The sequence below is a fragment of the Kosakonia oryzendophytica genome (genome assembly GCF_027886705.1).
Taxonomy (GTDB): domain Bacteria; phylum Pseudomonadota; class Gammaproteobacteria; order Enterobacterales; family Enterobacteriaceae; genus Kosakonia; species Kosakonia oryzendophytica.
In genome coordinates, this window is the sequence record NZ_CP115659.1 from 4853179 (window position 1) to 4867745 (window position 14567).

The window sequence follows — 14567 nt, forward strand, 5'->3', positions numbered from 1 at the left end:
CCTGCGGTCTTCGACGGAGGCCTGGATAGGCCAGGCTCCAACGAACAAATCTGTTTTTTTACCAACTCGCGTTAGTAAAACATGGGGGGAAGATTGTAGACAAATCCACCACCCACGTAAAGGCGAATATTAGTTCGCTACTGCGCTCAGACCAGCCTGGTCGACCGCAACACCCGCACCCATGGTGGTGGAGATGCTAACTTTCTTGATGTACACGCCTTTCGCCTGAGTCGGTTTTGCTTTTTTCAGCGCAACCAGCAGGGCTTCCAGGTTTTCTTTCAGTTTGTCAGCGTCGAAGTCCACTTTACCGATGGTGGTGTGGATGATGCCGTTTTTGTCGTTACGGTAACGAATCTGACCGGCTTTAGCGTTTTTAACCGCTTCGGCAACGTTCGGCGTTACAGTACCAACTTTCGGGTTTGGCATCAGGCCACGCGGACCCAGAACCTGGCCCAGCTGGCCAACAACGCGCATTGCATCCGGAGAAGCAATAACAACGTCAAAGTTCATTTCGCCTTTCTTGATCTGCTCAGCCAGATCTTCCATACCTACCAGCTCTGCGCCAGCTGCTTTAGCAGCTTCAGCGTTCGGGCCCTGGGTAAATACGGCAACGCGAACAGAACGGCCAGTACCGTGCGGCAGTACAGTTGCACCACGTACGTTCTGGTCAGATTTACGCGCATCGATGCCAAGGTTAATAGCAACGTCTACGCTTTCTACGAATTTAGCGGTGGCCAGCTCTTTCAGCAGAGCAATGGCTTCGTTGATGTCGTACTGTTTGGTCGCATCAACTTTGTCACGGATCACGCGCATGCGCTTGGTCAGTTTAGCCATTTCTTAGTCCTCCACTACCAGGCCCATGGAACGAGCAGTACCTTCGATCGAGCGAGTCATCGCTTCAATGTCAGCACCAGTCATGTCCGCGGCTTTAGTCTGAGCAATTTCCTGCACCTGAGCGCGAGTCACTTTGCCCACTTTGTCTTTGTTCGGCTTGCCGGAACCAGACTTGATACCAGCCGCTTTTTTCAGCAGAACTGCTGCCGGAGGCGTTTTGGTAACGAAAGTGAAGGAACGGTCAGCGTAAACGGTAATAACTACCGGAATTGGCAGACCTTTTTCGATGGAATCAGTTTTGGCGTTGAACGCTTTACAGAATTCCATGATGTTAACACCCTGCTGACCCAGAGCCGGACCGACCGGCGGGCTCGGGTTTGCCATGCCAGCTGCAACCTGCAGCTTGACGTAGGCCTGGACTTTCTTAGCCATTGCAATTTCCTCGTTTGGGTATAGCGCCCCGAAAGGCTCCCCATGTTTAAATACGTTTTACGGATAGGGAATCCATAAAAACAAAAGGCGCGAAATTGTATGTCAATTTCGCGCCTTGTGCAACGTTTGATCGCCGAATATTTAGGCTTTTTCGACCTGACCGAAATCCAGCTCTACCGGGGTCGCACGACCAAAGATAGAAACAGAAACTTTCAGGCGGGACTTTTCGTAGTCCACTTCTTCAACCACACCGTTAAAGTCAGCAAACGGACCGTCATTAACGCGGACCATCTCGCCCGGCTCAAACAGCGTTTTCGGACGCGGCTTATCACCTACCTGCTGCAGGCGGTTCATGATCGCATCGACTTCTTTATCGCTAATCGGCGCTGGACGATCGGACGTTCCACCGATGAAGCCCATCACGCGCGGGACGCTGCGCACCAGGTGCCAGCTGGCGTCGTTCATCACCATCTGGACAAGTACGTAGCCGGGGAAGAATTTACGTTCGCTTTTGCGACGCTGGCCGCCACGGATCTCAACCACTTCTTCGGTCGGTACCATAACTTCGCCAAATAACTCTTCCATGTTGTGTAATTTGATATGCTCACGCAGCGATGTAGCTACGCGGCCTTCAAAACCGGAAAACGCCTGAACGACGTACCAGCGCTTTTTAGGAGCTTCAGACATCTCAGAACCTCAGGCCAGTGATAAAGGAAACCAGACGAACCAGAATACCATCCAGTCCCCACAGGATCAGTGACATGACTGCGGTTACCGCAGCCACGATCAATGTGGTGTGCAACGTTTCCTGACGAGTAGGCCAAATCACTTTACGTACTTCGGTTCTCGCTTCACGGGCAAAAGCAACGGTTGCTTTACCCTTCGTCGTCAACAGCGCGACACCACCTGCTGCAGCAATCAGAATAACAACTGCCAGCGCGCGGAGCGGCAGCATCATGTCACGATAAAGATAGTTGCCAACGATAGCCACGAGCAGCAGTACTGCAACAACAACCCACTTCATCGCTTCCAGGCCGCGCCCGCTCCCTTGAGCTTCGGTATTCGCACTCATAAACCAACCTGTCACAAGAATTCAGACAAACATTTTTGCCCCGCATAGGCGAGGCAACCAAACCGAAATGCTCTGGCGAGATTCGGACTAACGCCCTCTTCAGAGCCTGTCTCAGCAATGATTATGACAAAAAAAATCACTGATGAGCCAGGTTCTGGTTCGAAAGCGTACAAAAAGGGCATCAAATGATGCCCTCTTATTGCGCATTGCGTCAAATGTTATCAGCGATTAGCTGAGAACTTTTGCTACAACGCCCGCGCCAACGGTACGGCCGCCTTCACGGATTGCGAAACGCAGACCATCGTCCATCGCAATCGGGTGAATCAGGGTAACAACCATTTTGATGTTGTCGCCCGGCATTACCATCTCTACGCCTTCCGGCAGTTCGATGGTGCCAGTCACGTCAGTTGTACGGAAGTAGAACTGCGGACGGTAGCCTTTGAAGAACGGAGTATGACGGCCGCCTTCATCTTTGGACAGGATATAAACTTCAGATTCGAATTTGGTGTGCGGCTTGATTGAACCCGGCTTAGCCAGTACCTGACCACGTTCGATTTCTTCACGTTTGATACCACGCAGCAGAACGCCTACGTTCTCACCAGCACGGCCTTCGTCCAGCAGTTTGCGGAACATTTCAACGCCAGTACAGGTGGATTTCGCGGTGTCTTTGATACCAACGATTTCAACTTCTTCACCTACTTTGATGATACCGCGCTCTACACGACCGGTAACAACGGTACCACGACCGGAGATGGAGAATACGTCTTCGATCGGCAGCAGGAACGGCTTGTCAATCGCACGTTCTGGTTCCGGGATGTAAGAATCCAGGTGGCCAGCCAGTTCGATGATTTTCGCTTCCCACTCTGCTTCGCCTTCCAGCGCTTTCAGTGCAGAACCACGAACGATCGGAGTGTCGTCGCCCGGGAAATCGTACTGAGACAGCAGTTCACGAACTTCCATCTCAACCAGTTCCAGCAGCTCTTCGTCATCAACCATGTCACATTTGTTCAGGAACACGATGATGTACGGAACGCCTACCTGACGACCCAGCAGGATGTGCTCACGAGTCTGCGGCATCGGGCCGTCAGTCGCAGCTACTACCAGGATCGCGCCGTCCATCTGAGCAGCACCGGTGATCATGTTTTTAACATAGTCGGCGTGGCCCGGGCAGTCTACGTGCGCGTAGTGGCGAGTCGGGGTGTCATATTCAACGTGAGAGGTGTTGATGGTGATACCACGAGCTTTTTCTTCCGGCGCGTTATCGATCTGATCGAATGCGCGAGCGTTACCACCGTAGGTTTTTGCCAGAACGGTAGTGATGGCAGCAGTCAGCGTTGTTTTACCATGGTCAACGTGGCCGATAGTACCGACGTTAACGTGCGGTTTTGTACGTTCAAACTTTTCTTTAGACATCGATTGTCCCTCTAAGACACGGATAAATCGGTGATATCACCACATCAACCAGGCAACATGCCCGACTTGTTGAATGCTAAATAACAGAAGAGAAACCAGGGAGGAGAAGTGAAGTGGTGCTGATACCCAGAGTCGAACTGGGGACCTCACCCTTACCAAGGGTGCGCTCTACCAACTGAGCCATATCAGCACGTCTGGAGCGGGCAGCGGGAATCGAACCCGCATCATCAGCTTGGAAGGCTGAGGTAATAGCCATTATACGATGCCCGCATCCTGAAACTCGGCTACCCAGTGCTTTCTGTATTGTCGGGAGAAGAAACTCTCCCTTTGAGTTGATTCGCTTACTGACACCAACTCAGGTTACGTTTTAGCGTAACCGAAAATGGTGGTGGGGGAAGGATTCGAACCTTCGAAGTCTGTGACGGCAGATTTACAGTCTGCTCCCTTTGGCCGCTCGGGAACCCCACCGGACTTGATGGTGCCGACTACCGGAATCGAACTGGTGACCTACTGATTACAAGTCAGTTGCTCTACCTACTGAGCTAAGTCGGCATCAAGTAGCGCGCATTCTAGGGAGACAGAGGGATTGATGCAACAAAAAAATTGCACAAACCGTTCTATCGCTCACATTTTGCACGACCATTCAACAAAATGCTGTAAATTCATGCAACCCAGTAGAAAAACCCACCGTTTTTAACCGTCTGTTCATAGGTATCCCTCTTTTCTTACCCCTTGCATCACTCTCTTTTCTTGCCTTACAGGGGTGCAATTGCGTTGTTGTAGTGCAGATAAGTAGTGCATTTCAGTCGTTCCGACAAAGCCAGACGTGAAAATGTGAATTGGATCACTTATTGCATCTCCTGGATATCATCCTCAATGGAGGCACAATGATGAAAATTGTTCTGTTAAACGCAGCCACCTTGCCGGTCTATTGCCCTGAACTTGCGGACTTGCTGCTTGATACGTTGCAAGGTGGTGCCTCTGTGGGATATCAGCGTGCGACCAGCCGCCATGAAGCAGAAAGTAGCTTTTATCGTCTGCGCGACGAGATTCAAAGAGGCGAACGCTTAATCTGGATAGCCAGAGATGAGCAAGGCGTTGCGGGGTGTATCAGCCTGGCGCTAAACATGCAGCCTGAAGCGCTTAATCGCGGCACTATCAAATTGCTGCTGGTTCACCGCCGTGCCAGGCGTAAAGGTATTGGCAAAAAGTTGCTTGCTGAGCTTGAGAAAAGCGCTTGTGCTCGTCAGCGTGGGATATTATCCCTTGAAGTGCGGGCTGGCTCTGGGGCCGAAACGTTTTACCGCTCACAGGGATACCGCTGCCTCGGAGAAATGCCGGATTACCTCTGCTCCGCCGACGGGTACTACCACCCTGCTGCGATTTATTTTAAACGCTTATTTACGGTAAATCAGCCAGTTCGATCTATTGCCAGCTAATGTGAATAGCGTGATGCTTTCCGCGTAAAGCATCACGCAGACGCGATTTTTCATATTATTCCCTGTCATCTGGTGTTAACCTCCTGCCCATTGATCCAACTTATTTCAATAACGTCGAGCCATCACATTACCTTAAGAGACGCTCTCTCGCGGCGCGTCGGAAGCATACGTGTCAGTGGTAATGTGGGCAGATAAAAGCTTATGAGTAAAAAAGAGCAAACGTTAATGACGCCTTACTTACAGTTTAATCGCAGCCAGTGGGCTGCACTTCGTGATTCCGTGCCAATGACATTGACTGAGGGCGAAATCGCAAGGTTAAAAGGCATTAATGAAGACCTTTCTCTGGAAGAAGTGGCCGAAATTTATCTTCCGCTGTCCCGTTTACTCAATTTCTACATTAGTTCAAACCTGCGTCGACAAGCCGTGCTGGAACAATTTCTGGGCACGAACGGTCAGCGCATTCCCTATATCATCAGCATCGCGGGTAGCGTTGCGGTAGGGAAAAGTACCACCGCCCGTGTATTACAGGCGTTACTCAGCCGCTGGCCTGAACATCGTCGGGTAGAGTTAATTACCACCGATGGCTTTCTGCATCCCAACCAGGTATTGAAAGATCGCGGGTTAATGAAGAAAAAAGGGTTTCCGCAATCCTATGATATGCATCGCCTGGTGCAGTTCGTTTCCGATATTAAATCGGGGGTGACCAATGTTACCGCCCCGGTTTATTCGCACCTGATTTATGATGTGATCCCGGATGGTGACAAAACGGTCACGCATCCTGATATTCTTATTCTTGAAGGGTTAAATGTTTTACAAAGTGGTATGGATTATCCTCATGATCCGCACCATGTGTTTGTTTCAGACTTCGTAGATTTTTCTATTTATGTTGATGCGCCGGAGGATCTTTTACAGACCTGGTATATTAACCGTTTCCTGAAGTTCCGCGAAGGCGCTTTTACTAACCCGGATTCTTATTTCCATAACTATGCGAAGTTATCTGAAGCTGAAGCAATAGAAGTTGCGATGTCGCTGTGGAAAGAGATTAACGGCTTAAATCTTAAAGAAAACATCCTGCCTACGCGCGAACGCGCCAGTCTGATTATGACCAAGAGTGCCAATCACGCTGTTGAACAAGTGCGCCTGCGAAAATAAACACTAAGGGGAGCATCAACGCTCCCCTTTGATTATTATTCCGCACTGCGCAGTGATATTTCTCCCCCCATCCAGGGTTTAATTACGCCCTCTTGTTCAAGCAGCAGGGCACCCTGCACATCAATTCCACGCGAAATACCGTAGATCTCTTTCTCACCGATAATCAATTTCACCGGCCGATGAATAAAATTATCCAGTTTCTCCCAGCGCGAGAGAAAAGGAGACAGCCCTTCTTGCTCAAACGTTTGCAATGCAGTACGCAGTTCTGTAATTAAACGTGCAGCAAGCTTGTTACGATCAATTCTCACACCAGCTTCTTGCAGATTAATCCAGCCCTGGCTGATGTCTTCAGCTTGTACTTTACGCATCACCAGGTTGACACCAGCGCCAATGACAATTTGCGCAGCATCACCGGTTTTCCCTGTCAGTTCGACGAGGATACCCGCAAGTTTACGATCCTGAAGATAAAGGTCGTTAGGCCATTTAACGCGCACCTGATCAGCACCCAGATCGTGTAAAACCTCAGCCATCACAATCCCGATCACAAGGCTTAAGCCGATTGCAGCTGCCGGTCCCTGCTCTAATCGCCAGTACATCGATATATAGAGATTTGCACCGAAGGGAGAGACCCATTTTCGACCACGGCGCCCTCGTCCGGCCTGTTGGTACTCCGCCACACAAGCATCACCGGAATCAAGTTCACTGAGGCGATCTAACAAATACTGGTTTGTTGAATCAATTACTGGCAGAACAGCAACTTTACCCTGCTTAATTTGGCTGCTGATCATGGTTTCATCCAGTAGCTGGATAGGCTCCGGAAGGCTATAGCCTTTACCTGGGACAGTAAAAACATCAATTCCCCAGTCACGTAGCGTCTGAACATGTTTATTAATCGCTGCGCGGCTCATGCCCAGACGTTCGCCGAGTTGTTCACCCGAATGGAATTCACCATCCGCTAAAATAGAGATCAATGTTAATGGGATCGTATTGTCCTTCACGCAATCGCCTCCACTGCATTCACTTCACCGGCACAGCCAATAAAGCGGACCTCTGGTTCCAGCCAGACGTTGAATTTGTCTCCTACACGTTGACGTACCAGGTGCGCAAGCTGGATGACATCCTCACTGGTTGCGAGACCGGTATTGATCAGCACCAGCGCCTGCAAATGATGGACCGCCGCCCCTTTCACGGCAGTCCCCTTCAACTGGCATTGGTCAATAAGCCATCCTGCGGCTAGTTTTACGGAGCCATCAGCTTGAGGATAATGGGGGGCATTCGGGAACGCCTCTAATAAGTTATTGGCTTGCTCCGGCGACACCACCGGGTTTTTAAAGAAACTGCCAGCATTACCGTGCACTTTCGGATCGGGCAGTTTACTCATGCGCATATGACATACCGCATCGAAAACTTGTTGTGCCGTTACAGTTGCAGGATCAAGACGAGTTAAGTCGCCGTAGGTCAGCACAGGTTGCCAGTTTTTTGATAAACGCAGCCCCACAGCAGTAATGGCGTAACCATCCTGATACTCGTGTTTAAAGATACTGTCACGGTAACCAAAACGGCACGCTTGTGCACTCAAACGCTGCGACTCGCCGCTGCTGAGGTTGATGCAATCAACATAGTTGCAGACTCGCTGTAGCTCAACGCCATATGCGCCAATATTCTGGATTGGTGATGAGCCTGCACAGCCAGGGATCAGCGCCAAATTCTCCAGACCAGGCATCCCGTTGTTGAGAGTAAATTGCACGAGGTGATGCCAGTTCTCCCCGGCACCGACATGAAGCAGCCATGCATCGTCCTCTTCATCGACATCGATTCCACGAATGCGGTTGATAATGACCGTTCCTGCAAAATCTTGTAGAAACAGCACATTGCTACCTTCACCCAGGATCAATACGGGTTGCTGGTTCTGTACGGCGGCTTGCCAGGCTTCCAGCAATTGCTGTGTATTTTCGACGCAAACGATCTGCTGGGCATTACGATCAATACCGAAGGTATTCCAGGGCTTAAGGGAGTGGTTCATTGGCGCTATCCTGATGCAAAAACACAGTTAGTTTACCGTATCCGGAGGGTAAGCGCTTGTGGTGTTTGGAAAGCCCAAACGCAAAAAGGCCCAGTCTTCCGACTGGGCCTTCTGCTTTATTTGATGCCTGGCAGTTCCCTACTCTCGCATGGGGAGACCCCACACTACCATCGGCGCTACGGCGTTTCACTTCTGAGTTCGGCATGGGGTCAGGTGGGACCACCGCGCTAGTGCCGCCAGGCAAATTCTGTCATCAACACACCTTCCGGTCTGTCAATATAATCTGTATCAGGCTGATTATTGTCTCTCTTCCGCCAAAACATCTTCGGCGTTGTAAGGTTAAGCCTCACGGTTCATTAGTACCGGTTAGCTCAACGCATCGCTGCGCTTACACACCCGGCCTATCAACGTCGTCGTCTTCAACGTTCCTTCAGGAGACTCAAAGTCTCAGGGAGAACTCATCTCGGGGCAAGTTTCGTGCTTAGATGCTTTCAGCACTTATCTCTTCCGCATTTAGCTACCGGGCAGTGCCATTGGCATGACAACCCGAACACCAGTGATGCGTCCACTCCGGTCCTCTCGTACTAGGAGCAGCCCCCCTCAATTCTCCAGCGCCCACGGCAGATAGGGACCGAACTGTCTCACGACGTTCTAAACCCAGCTCGCGTACCTTTAAATGGCGAACAGCCATACCCTTGGGACCTACTTCAGCCCCAGGATGTGATGAGCCGACATCGAGGTGCCAAACACCGCCGTCGATATGAACTCTTGGGCGGTATCAGCCTGTTATCCCCGGAGTACCTTTTATCCGTTGAGCGATGGCCCTTCCATTCAGAACCACCGGATCACTATGACCTGCTTTCGCACCTGCTCGCGCCGTCACGCTCGCAGTCAAGCCAGCTTATGCCATTGCACTAACCTCCTGATGTCCGACCAGGATTAGCTGACCTTCGTGCTCCTCCGTTACGCTTTAGGAGGAGACCGCCCCAGTCAAACTACCCACCAGACACTGTCCGCAACCCGGTTCACGGGTCCACGTTAGAACATCAAACATTAAAGGGTGGTATTTCAAGGTTGGCTCCACGCAGACTGGCGTCCACGCTTCAAAGCCTCCCACCTATCCTACACATCAAGGCTCAATGTTCAGTGTCAAGCTATAGTAAAGGTTCACGGGGTCTTTCCGTCTTGCCGCGGGTACACTGCATCTTCACAGCGAGTTCAATTTCACTGAGTCTCGGGTGGAGACAGCCTGGCCATCATTACGCCATTCGTGCAGGTCGGAACTTACCCGACAAGGAATTTCGCTACCTTAGGACCGTTATAGTTACGGCCGCCGTTTACCGGGGCTTCGATCAAGAGCTTCTCCTTACGGATAACCCCATCAATTAACCTTCCGGCACCGGGCAGGCGTCACACCGTATACGTCCACTTTCGTGTTTGCACAGTGCTGTGTTTTTAATAAACAGTTGCAGCCAGCTGGTATCTTCGACTGATTTCAGCTCCACGGGTAAACCGCTTCACCTACATATCAGCGTGCCTTCTCCCGAAGTTACGGCACCATTTTGCCTAGTTCCTTCACCCGAGTTCTCTCAAGCGCCTTGGTATTCTCTACCTGACCACCTGTGTCGGTTTGGGGTACGATTTCGTGTTACCTGGAGCTTAGAGGCTTTTCCTGGAAGCAGGGCATTTGTCACTTCAGCACCGTAGTGCCTCGTCATCACGCCTCAGTGTTAAAGTGAACCGGATTTACCTGGAACACACACCTGCACGCTTAAACCGGGACAACCGTCGCCCGGATGACATAGCCTTCTCCGTCCCCCCTTCGCAGTAACACCAAGTACAGGAATATTAACCTGTTTCCCATCGACTACGCCTTTCGGCCTCGCCTTAGGGGTCGACTCACCCTGCCCCGATTAACGTTGGACAGGAACCCTTGGTCTTCCGGCGAGCGGGCTTTTCACCCGCTTTATCGTTACTTATGTCAGCATTCGCACTTCTGATACCTCCAGCATGCCTCACAGCACACCTTCGCAGGCTTACAGAACGCTCCCCTACCCAACAACACATTCGTGTCGCTGCCGCAGCTTCGGTGCATGGTTTAGCCCCGTTACATCTTCCGCGCAGGCCGACTCGACCAGTGAGCTATTACGCTTTCTTTAAATGATGGCTGCTTCTAAGCCAACATCCTGGCTGTCTGGGCCTTCCCACATCGTTTCCCACTTAACCATGACTTTGGGACCTTAGCTGGCGGTCTGGGTTGTTTCCCTCTTCACGACGGACGTTAGCACCCGCCGTGTGTCTCCCGTGATAACATTCTCCGGTATTCGCAGTTTGCATCGGGTTGGTAAGCCGGGATGGCCCCCTAGCCGAAACAGTGCTCTACCCCCGGAGATGAATTCACGAGGCGCTACCTAAATAGCTTTCGGGGAGAACCAGCTATCTCCCGGTTTGATTGGCCTTTCACCCCCAGCCACAAGTCATCCGCTAATTTTTCAACATTAGTCGGTTCGGTCCTCCAGTTAGTGTTACCCAACCTTCAACCTGCCCATGGCTAGATCACCGGGTTTCGGGTCTATACCCTGCAACTTAACGCCCAGTTAAGACTCGGTTTCCCTTCGGCTCCCCTATTCGGTTAACCTTGCTACAGAATATAAGTCGCTGACCCATTATACAAAAGGTACGCAGTCACACCCCAGAGGGTGCTCCCACTGCTTGTACGTACACGGTTTCAGGTTCTTTTTCACTCCCCTCGCCGGGGTTCTTTTCGCCTTTCCCTCACGGTACTGGTTCACTATCGGTCAGTCAGGAGTATTTAGCCTTGGAGGATGGTCCCCCCATATTCAGACAGGATACCACGTGTCCCGCCCTACTCATCGAGCTCACAACCTGTGCGTTTTTGTGTACGGGGCTGTCACCCTGTATCGCGCGACTTTCCAGACGCTTCCACTAACACACAAGCTGATTCTGGCTCTGGGCTCCTCCCCGTTCGCTCGCCGCTACTGGGGGAATCTCGGTTGATTTCTTTTCCTCGGGGTACTTAGATGTTTCAGTTCCCCCGGTTCGCCTCATTAACCTATGGATTCAGTTAATGATAGTGTGACGAGTCACACTGGGTTTCCCCATTCGGACATCGCCGGTTATAACGGTTCATATCACCTTACCGGCGCTTTTCGCAGATTAGCACGTCCTTCATCGCCTCTGACTGCCAGGGCATCCACCGTGTACGCTTGGTCGCTTAACCTCACAACCCGAAGATGTTTCGTGAAACATCCTCAGTTGCGAAAATTTGAGAGACTCGCAGAACAGTTCGCACTGTTCTGTGTTTCAATTTTCAGCTTGATCCAGATTTTTAAAGAGCAAAACTTCGCAGTACACACAGAATGTGCACTCTGAAGTTTTTTTTGAGCCGGACAGTAAAGGATGGTGGAGCTATGCGGGATCGAACCGCAGACCTCCTGCGTGCAAAGCAGGCGCTCTCCCAGCTGAGCTATAGCCCCATCGTGGTCTCTGTAACCTTAATTTCAGCTGAGACAAGGCGGGGTGACACGAAGCATACTGAAGTATGTGAGTGTCGCCGCAACGCAGTATCAGCTGAAATTTGGTAGGCCTGAGTGGACTTGAACCACCGACCTCACCCTTATCAGGGGTGCGCTCTAACCACCTGAGCTACAAGCCTGCAGAGATTCTTTACTGCTCGTTTTTCATCAGACAATCTGTGTGAGCACTGCAAAGGCAGGTTCTTTAAGGTAAGGAGGTGATCCAACCGCAGGTTCCCCTACGGTTACCTTGTTACGACTTCACCCCAGTCATGAATCACAAAGTGGTAAGCGCCCTCCCGAAGGTTAAGCTACCTACTTCTTTTGCAACCCACTCCCATGGTGTGACGGGCGGTGTGTACAAGGCCCGGGAACGTATTCACCGTGGCATTCTGATCCACGATTACTAGCGATTCCGACTTCATGGAGTCGAGTTGCAGACTCCAATCCGGACTACGACGCACTTTATGAGGTCCGCTTGCTCTCGCGAGGTCGCTTCTCTTTGTATGCGCCATTGTAGCACGTGTGTAGCCCTGGTCGTAAGGGCCATGATGACTTGACGTCATCCCCACCTTCCTCCAGTTTATCACTGGCAGTCTCCTTTGAGTTCCCGGCCGGACCGCTGGCAACAAAGGATAAGGGTTGCGCTCGTTGCGGGACTTAACCCAACATTTCACAACACGAGCTGACGACAGCCATGCAGCACCTGTCTCACAGTTCCCGAAGGCACCAAGGCATCTCTGCCAAGTTCTGTGGATGTCAAGACCAGGTAAGGTTCTTCGCGTTGCATCGAATTAAACCACATGCTCCACCGCTTGTGCGGGCCCCCGTCAATTCATTTGAGTTTTAACCTTGCGGCCGTACTCCCCAGGCGGTCGATTTAACGCGTTAGCTCCGGAAGCCACGCCTCAAGGGCACAACCTCCAAATCGACATCGTTTACAGCGTGGACTACCAGGGTATCTAATCCTGTTTGCTCCCCACGCTTTCGCACCTGAGCGTCAGTCTTCGTCCAGGAGGCCGCCTTCGCCACCGGTATTCCTCCAGATCTCTACGCATTTCACCGCTACACCTGGAATTCTACCTCCCTCTACGAGACTCCAGCCTGCCAGTTTCGAATGCAGTTCCCAGGTTGAGCCCGGGGATTTCACATCCGACTTGACAGACCGCCTGCGTGCGCTTTACGCCCAGTAATTCCGATTAACGCTTGCACCCTCCGTATTACCGCGGCTGCTGGCACGGAGTTAGCCGGTGCTTCTTCTGCGGGTAACGTCAATTGCTGTGGTTATTAACCACAACACCTTCCTCCCCGCTGAAAGTACTTTACAACCCGAAGGCCTTCTTCATACACGCGGCATGGCTGCATCAGGCTTGCGCCCATTGTGCAATATTCCCCACTGCTGCCTCCCGTAGGAGTCTGGACCGTGTCTCAGTTCCAGTGTGGCTGGTCATCCTCTCAGACCAGCTAGGGATCGTCGCCTAGGTGAGCCGTTACCCCACCTACTAGCTAATCCCATCTGGGCACATCTGATGGCAAGAGGCCCGAAGGTCCCCCCTCTTTGGTCTTGCGACGTTATGCGGTATTAGCTACCGTTTCCAGTAGTTATCCCCCTCCATCAGGCAGTTTCCCAGACATTACTCACCCGTCCGCCACTCGTCACCCGAGGAGCAAGCTCCTCTGTGCTACCGTTCGACTTGCATGTGTTAGGCCTGCCGCCAGCGTTCAATCTGAGCCATGATCAAACTCTTCAATTTAAAAGTTTGATGCTCATCGAATTAAACTTCGTAATGAATTACGTGTTCACTCGTGAGACTTGGTATTCATTTAGCGTCCGTGGACGTCAAGAATCCATGTCACTTTGAGTGCCCACACAGATTGTCTGATAAATTGTTAAAGAGCAGTGCCGCTGTGTTTTCGCTGCGGCGCGGGGTGTGCATATTACGCTTTCCCGCTGCGAAGTCAACTGAATATTTTCAGATTTCTTCACCTGACAGGCCGGTGTGTTTGCCGTTGTGCCGTGTCAGTGGTGGCGCATTATAGGGAGTTAATTCCGGCTGACAAGCATAAATTTCAAAAAAGTTTTCGTTCGCTTATTTTTCCGCCGCAACGCCGGTTAAACAGCCGATTTGCGGCTTAAGTGAGCGATTTCGCGGGCAAAACTCGCGACTTGCTGCCAGTCCGTATACACCACTTCTTTCGTTGGATTAGTTTCGCCGCCTGTCATCTTCATAATTAACTGAATCATCAGACGGTCATACCAACGATAACGTGGATAACGTAGCGCACCGGCAAACACGGCGCACTCATCCGGTTGCCATGGCGACGCGAGTAAAAACTTGCGGGCGTAGCTATTGGTCTGCGGCGAGCTCTTCTCGGGTTTGCGGGCGACCAGGTTAACGGAATAGAACGCGCTCGGCAGTGAGTTCAGTCTCTGCAGATGTTTTTTCACGAAACGTTCCAGCGCCGGATGATAACGTCCATAACGAATCGATGCGCCAATCACTACCCGCTCATACTGGTCCCAGTCTATCTCTTCCGCGCGATTCAAATTCACTACATCGGTATCGGTACCGATCTCTTGCAACTCGGAAGCAATATAAGAGGCGATTTCCCGGGTTTGCCCATCCCGGGTGGAAAAGAGAATCAATGTTTTCACGTAAGGCTCC

At 51.4% G+C, this 14567-nt stretch carries 10 protein-coding genes, 6 tRNA genes and 3 rRNA genes; 2 read left to right on the top strand and 17 right to left on the bottom strand.

The window, feature by feature from the left end:
- Positions 1–129 precede the first annotated feature (129 nt).
- The 9 genes from rplA to O9K67_RS23375 form a co-directional block, all read right to left on the bottom strand.
- Positions 130–834: a 50S ribosomal protein L1 gene (rplA, locus tag O9K67_RS23335; RefSeq protein ID WP_061499020.1), complete on the bottom strand. Its 705-nt coding sequence runs from the start codon at positions 832–834 to the stop codon at positions 130–132.
- A 3-nt stretch (positions 835–837) separates the two neighbouring features.
- Entirely contained in the window at positions 838–1266 is a 429-nt protein-coding gene (rplK, locus tag O9K67_RS23340) for a 50S ribosomal protein L11 (protein ID WP_002438627.1), read from the bottom strand.
- 141 nt (positions 1267–1407) lie between these two features.
- Positions 1408–1953, bottom strand: coding sequence for a transcription termination/antitermination protein NusG (nusG, locus tag O9K67_RS23345; protein ID WP_007665882.1), 546 nt, complete (start codon positions 1951–1953; stop codon positions 1408–1410).
- Between the two features lies 1 nt (position 1954).
- Positions 1955–2338, bottom strand: coding sequence for a preprotein translocase subunit SecE (gene secE, locus O9K67_RS23350; protein ID WP_003033128.1), 384 nt, complete (start codon positions 2336–2338; stop codon positions 1955–1957).
- Positions 2339–2566: 228 nt separating this feature from the next.
- Positions 2567–3751, bottom strand: a complete 1185-nt coding sequence (gene tuf / locus O9K67_RS23355; RefSeq protein ID WP_263098500.1) for an elongation factor Tu — start codon at positions 3749–3751, stop codon at positions 2567–2569.
- Between the two features lie 114 nt (positions 3752–3865).
- A tRNA-Thr gene (locus tag O9K67_RS23360) sits at positions 3866–3941 on the bottom strand.
- A 5-nt stretch (positions 3942–3946) separates the two neighbouring features.
- Positions 3947–4021, bottom strand: a tRNA-Gly gene (locus O9K67_RS23365).
- 113 nt (positions 4022–4134) lie between these two features.
- A tRNA-Tyr gene (locus O9K67_RS23370) sits at positions 4135–4219 on the bottom strand.
- An 8-nt stretch (positions 4220–4227) separates the two neighbouring features.
- Positions 4228–4303 (bottom strand) — tRNA-Thr (locus tag O9K67_RS23375).
- Positions 4304–4641: 338 nt separating this feature from the next.
- Here O9K67_RS23375 and O9K67_RS23380 point away from each other — a divergent pair.
- Complete coding sequence (locus tag O9K67_RS23380; protein ID WP_061500251.1) at positions 4642–5190, top strand: GNAT family N-acetyltransferase; 549 nt, start codon at positions 4642–4644, stop codon at positions 5188–5190.
- Between the two features lie 201 nt (positions 5191–5391).
- Positions 5392–6342 (top strand): type I pantothenate kinase, encoded by a 951-nt coding sequence (gene coaA / locus O9K67_RS23385; protein WP_061499025.1) that lies wholly within the window; start codon positions 5392–5394, stop codon positions 6340–6342.
- Positions 6343–6377: 35 nt separating this feature from the next.
- Here the strand turns inward: coaA and birA are convergent, their stop codons facing one another.
- The 8 genes from birA to hemG all read right to left on the bottom strand — a co-directional run bounded on the left by birA (position 6378) and on the right by hemG (position 14557).
- On the bottom strand, positions 6378–7340 hold the full coding sequence (gene birA, locus O9K67_RS23390; protein ID WP_061499028.1) for a bifunctional biotin--[acetyl-CoA-carboxylase] ligase/biotin operon repressor BirA: 963 nt from the start codon (positions 7338–7340) through the stop codon (positions 6378–6380).
- A complete protein-coding gene (murB, locus tag O9K67_RS23395; RefSeq protein WP_061499031.1) occupies positions 7337–8365 on the bottom strand; it encodes a UDP-N-acetylmuramate dehydrogenase in 1029 nt (342 codons plus the stop codon). The genes birA and murB overlap by 4 nt, the downstream gene beginning before the upstream one ends.
- Positions 8366–8490: 125 nt before the next feature.
- Positions 8491–8606: ribosomal RNA gene (rrf, locus tag O9K67_RS23400) — 5S ribosomal RNA — on the bottom strand.
- 94 nt (positions 8607–8700) lie between these two features.
- Positions 8701–11606, bottom strand: a 23S ribosomal RNA gene (locus O9K67_RS23405).
- 180 nt (positions 11607–11786) lie between these two features.
- Positions 11787–11862, bottom strand: a tRNA-Ala gene (locus O9K67_RS23410).
- A 102-nt stretch (positions 11863–11964) separates the two neighbouring features.
- Positions 11965–12041 (bottom strand) — tRNA-Ile (locus O9K67_RS23415).
- Positions 12042–12112: 71 nt separating this feature from the next.
- Positions 12113–13655 (bottom strand): 16S ribosomal RNA (locus O9K67_RS23420).
- Together the 16S, 23S and 5S rRNA genes with 2 tRNA genes alongside form the textbook arrangement of a ribosomal RNA operon.
- 359 nt (positions 13656–14014) lie before the next feature.
- Complete coding sequence (hemG, locus tag O9K67_RS23425; RefSeq protein ID WP_061499034.1) at positions 14015–14557, bottom strand: menaquinone-dependent protoporphyrinogen IX dehydrogenase; 543 nt, start codon at positions 14555–14557, stop codon at positions 14015–14017.
- Positions 14558–14567 lie beyond the last annotated feature (10 nt).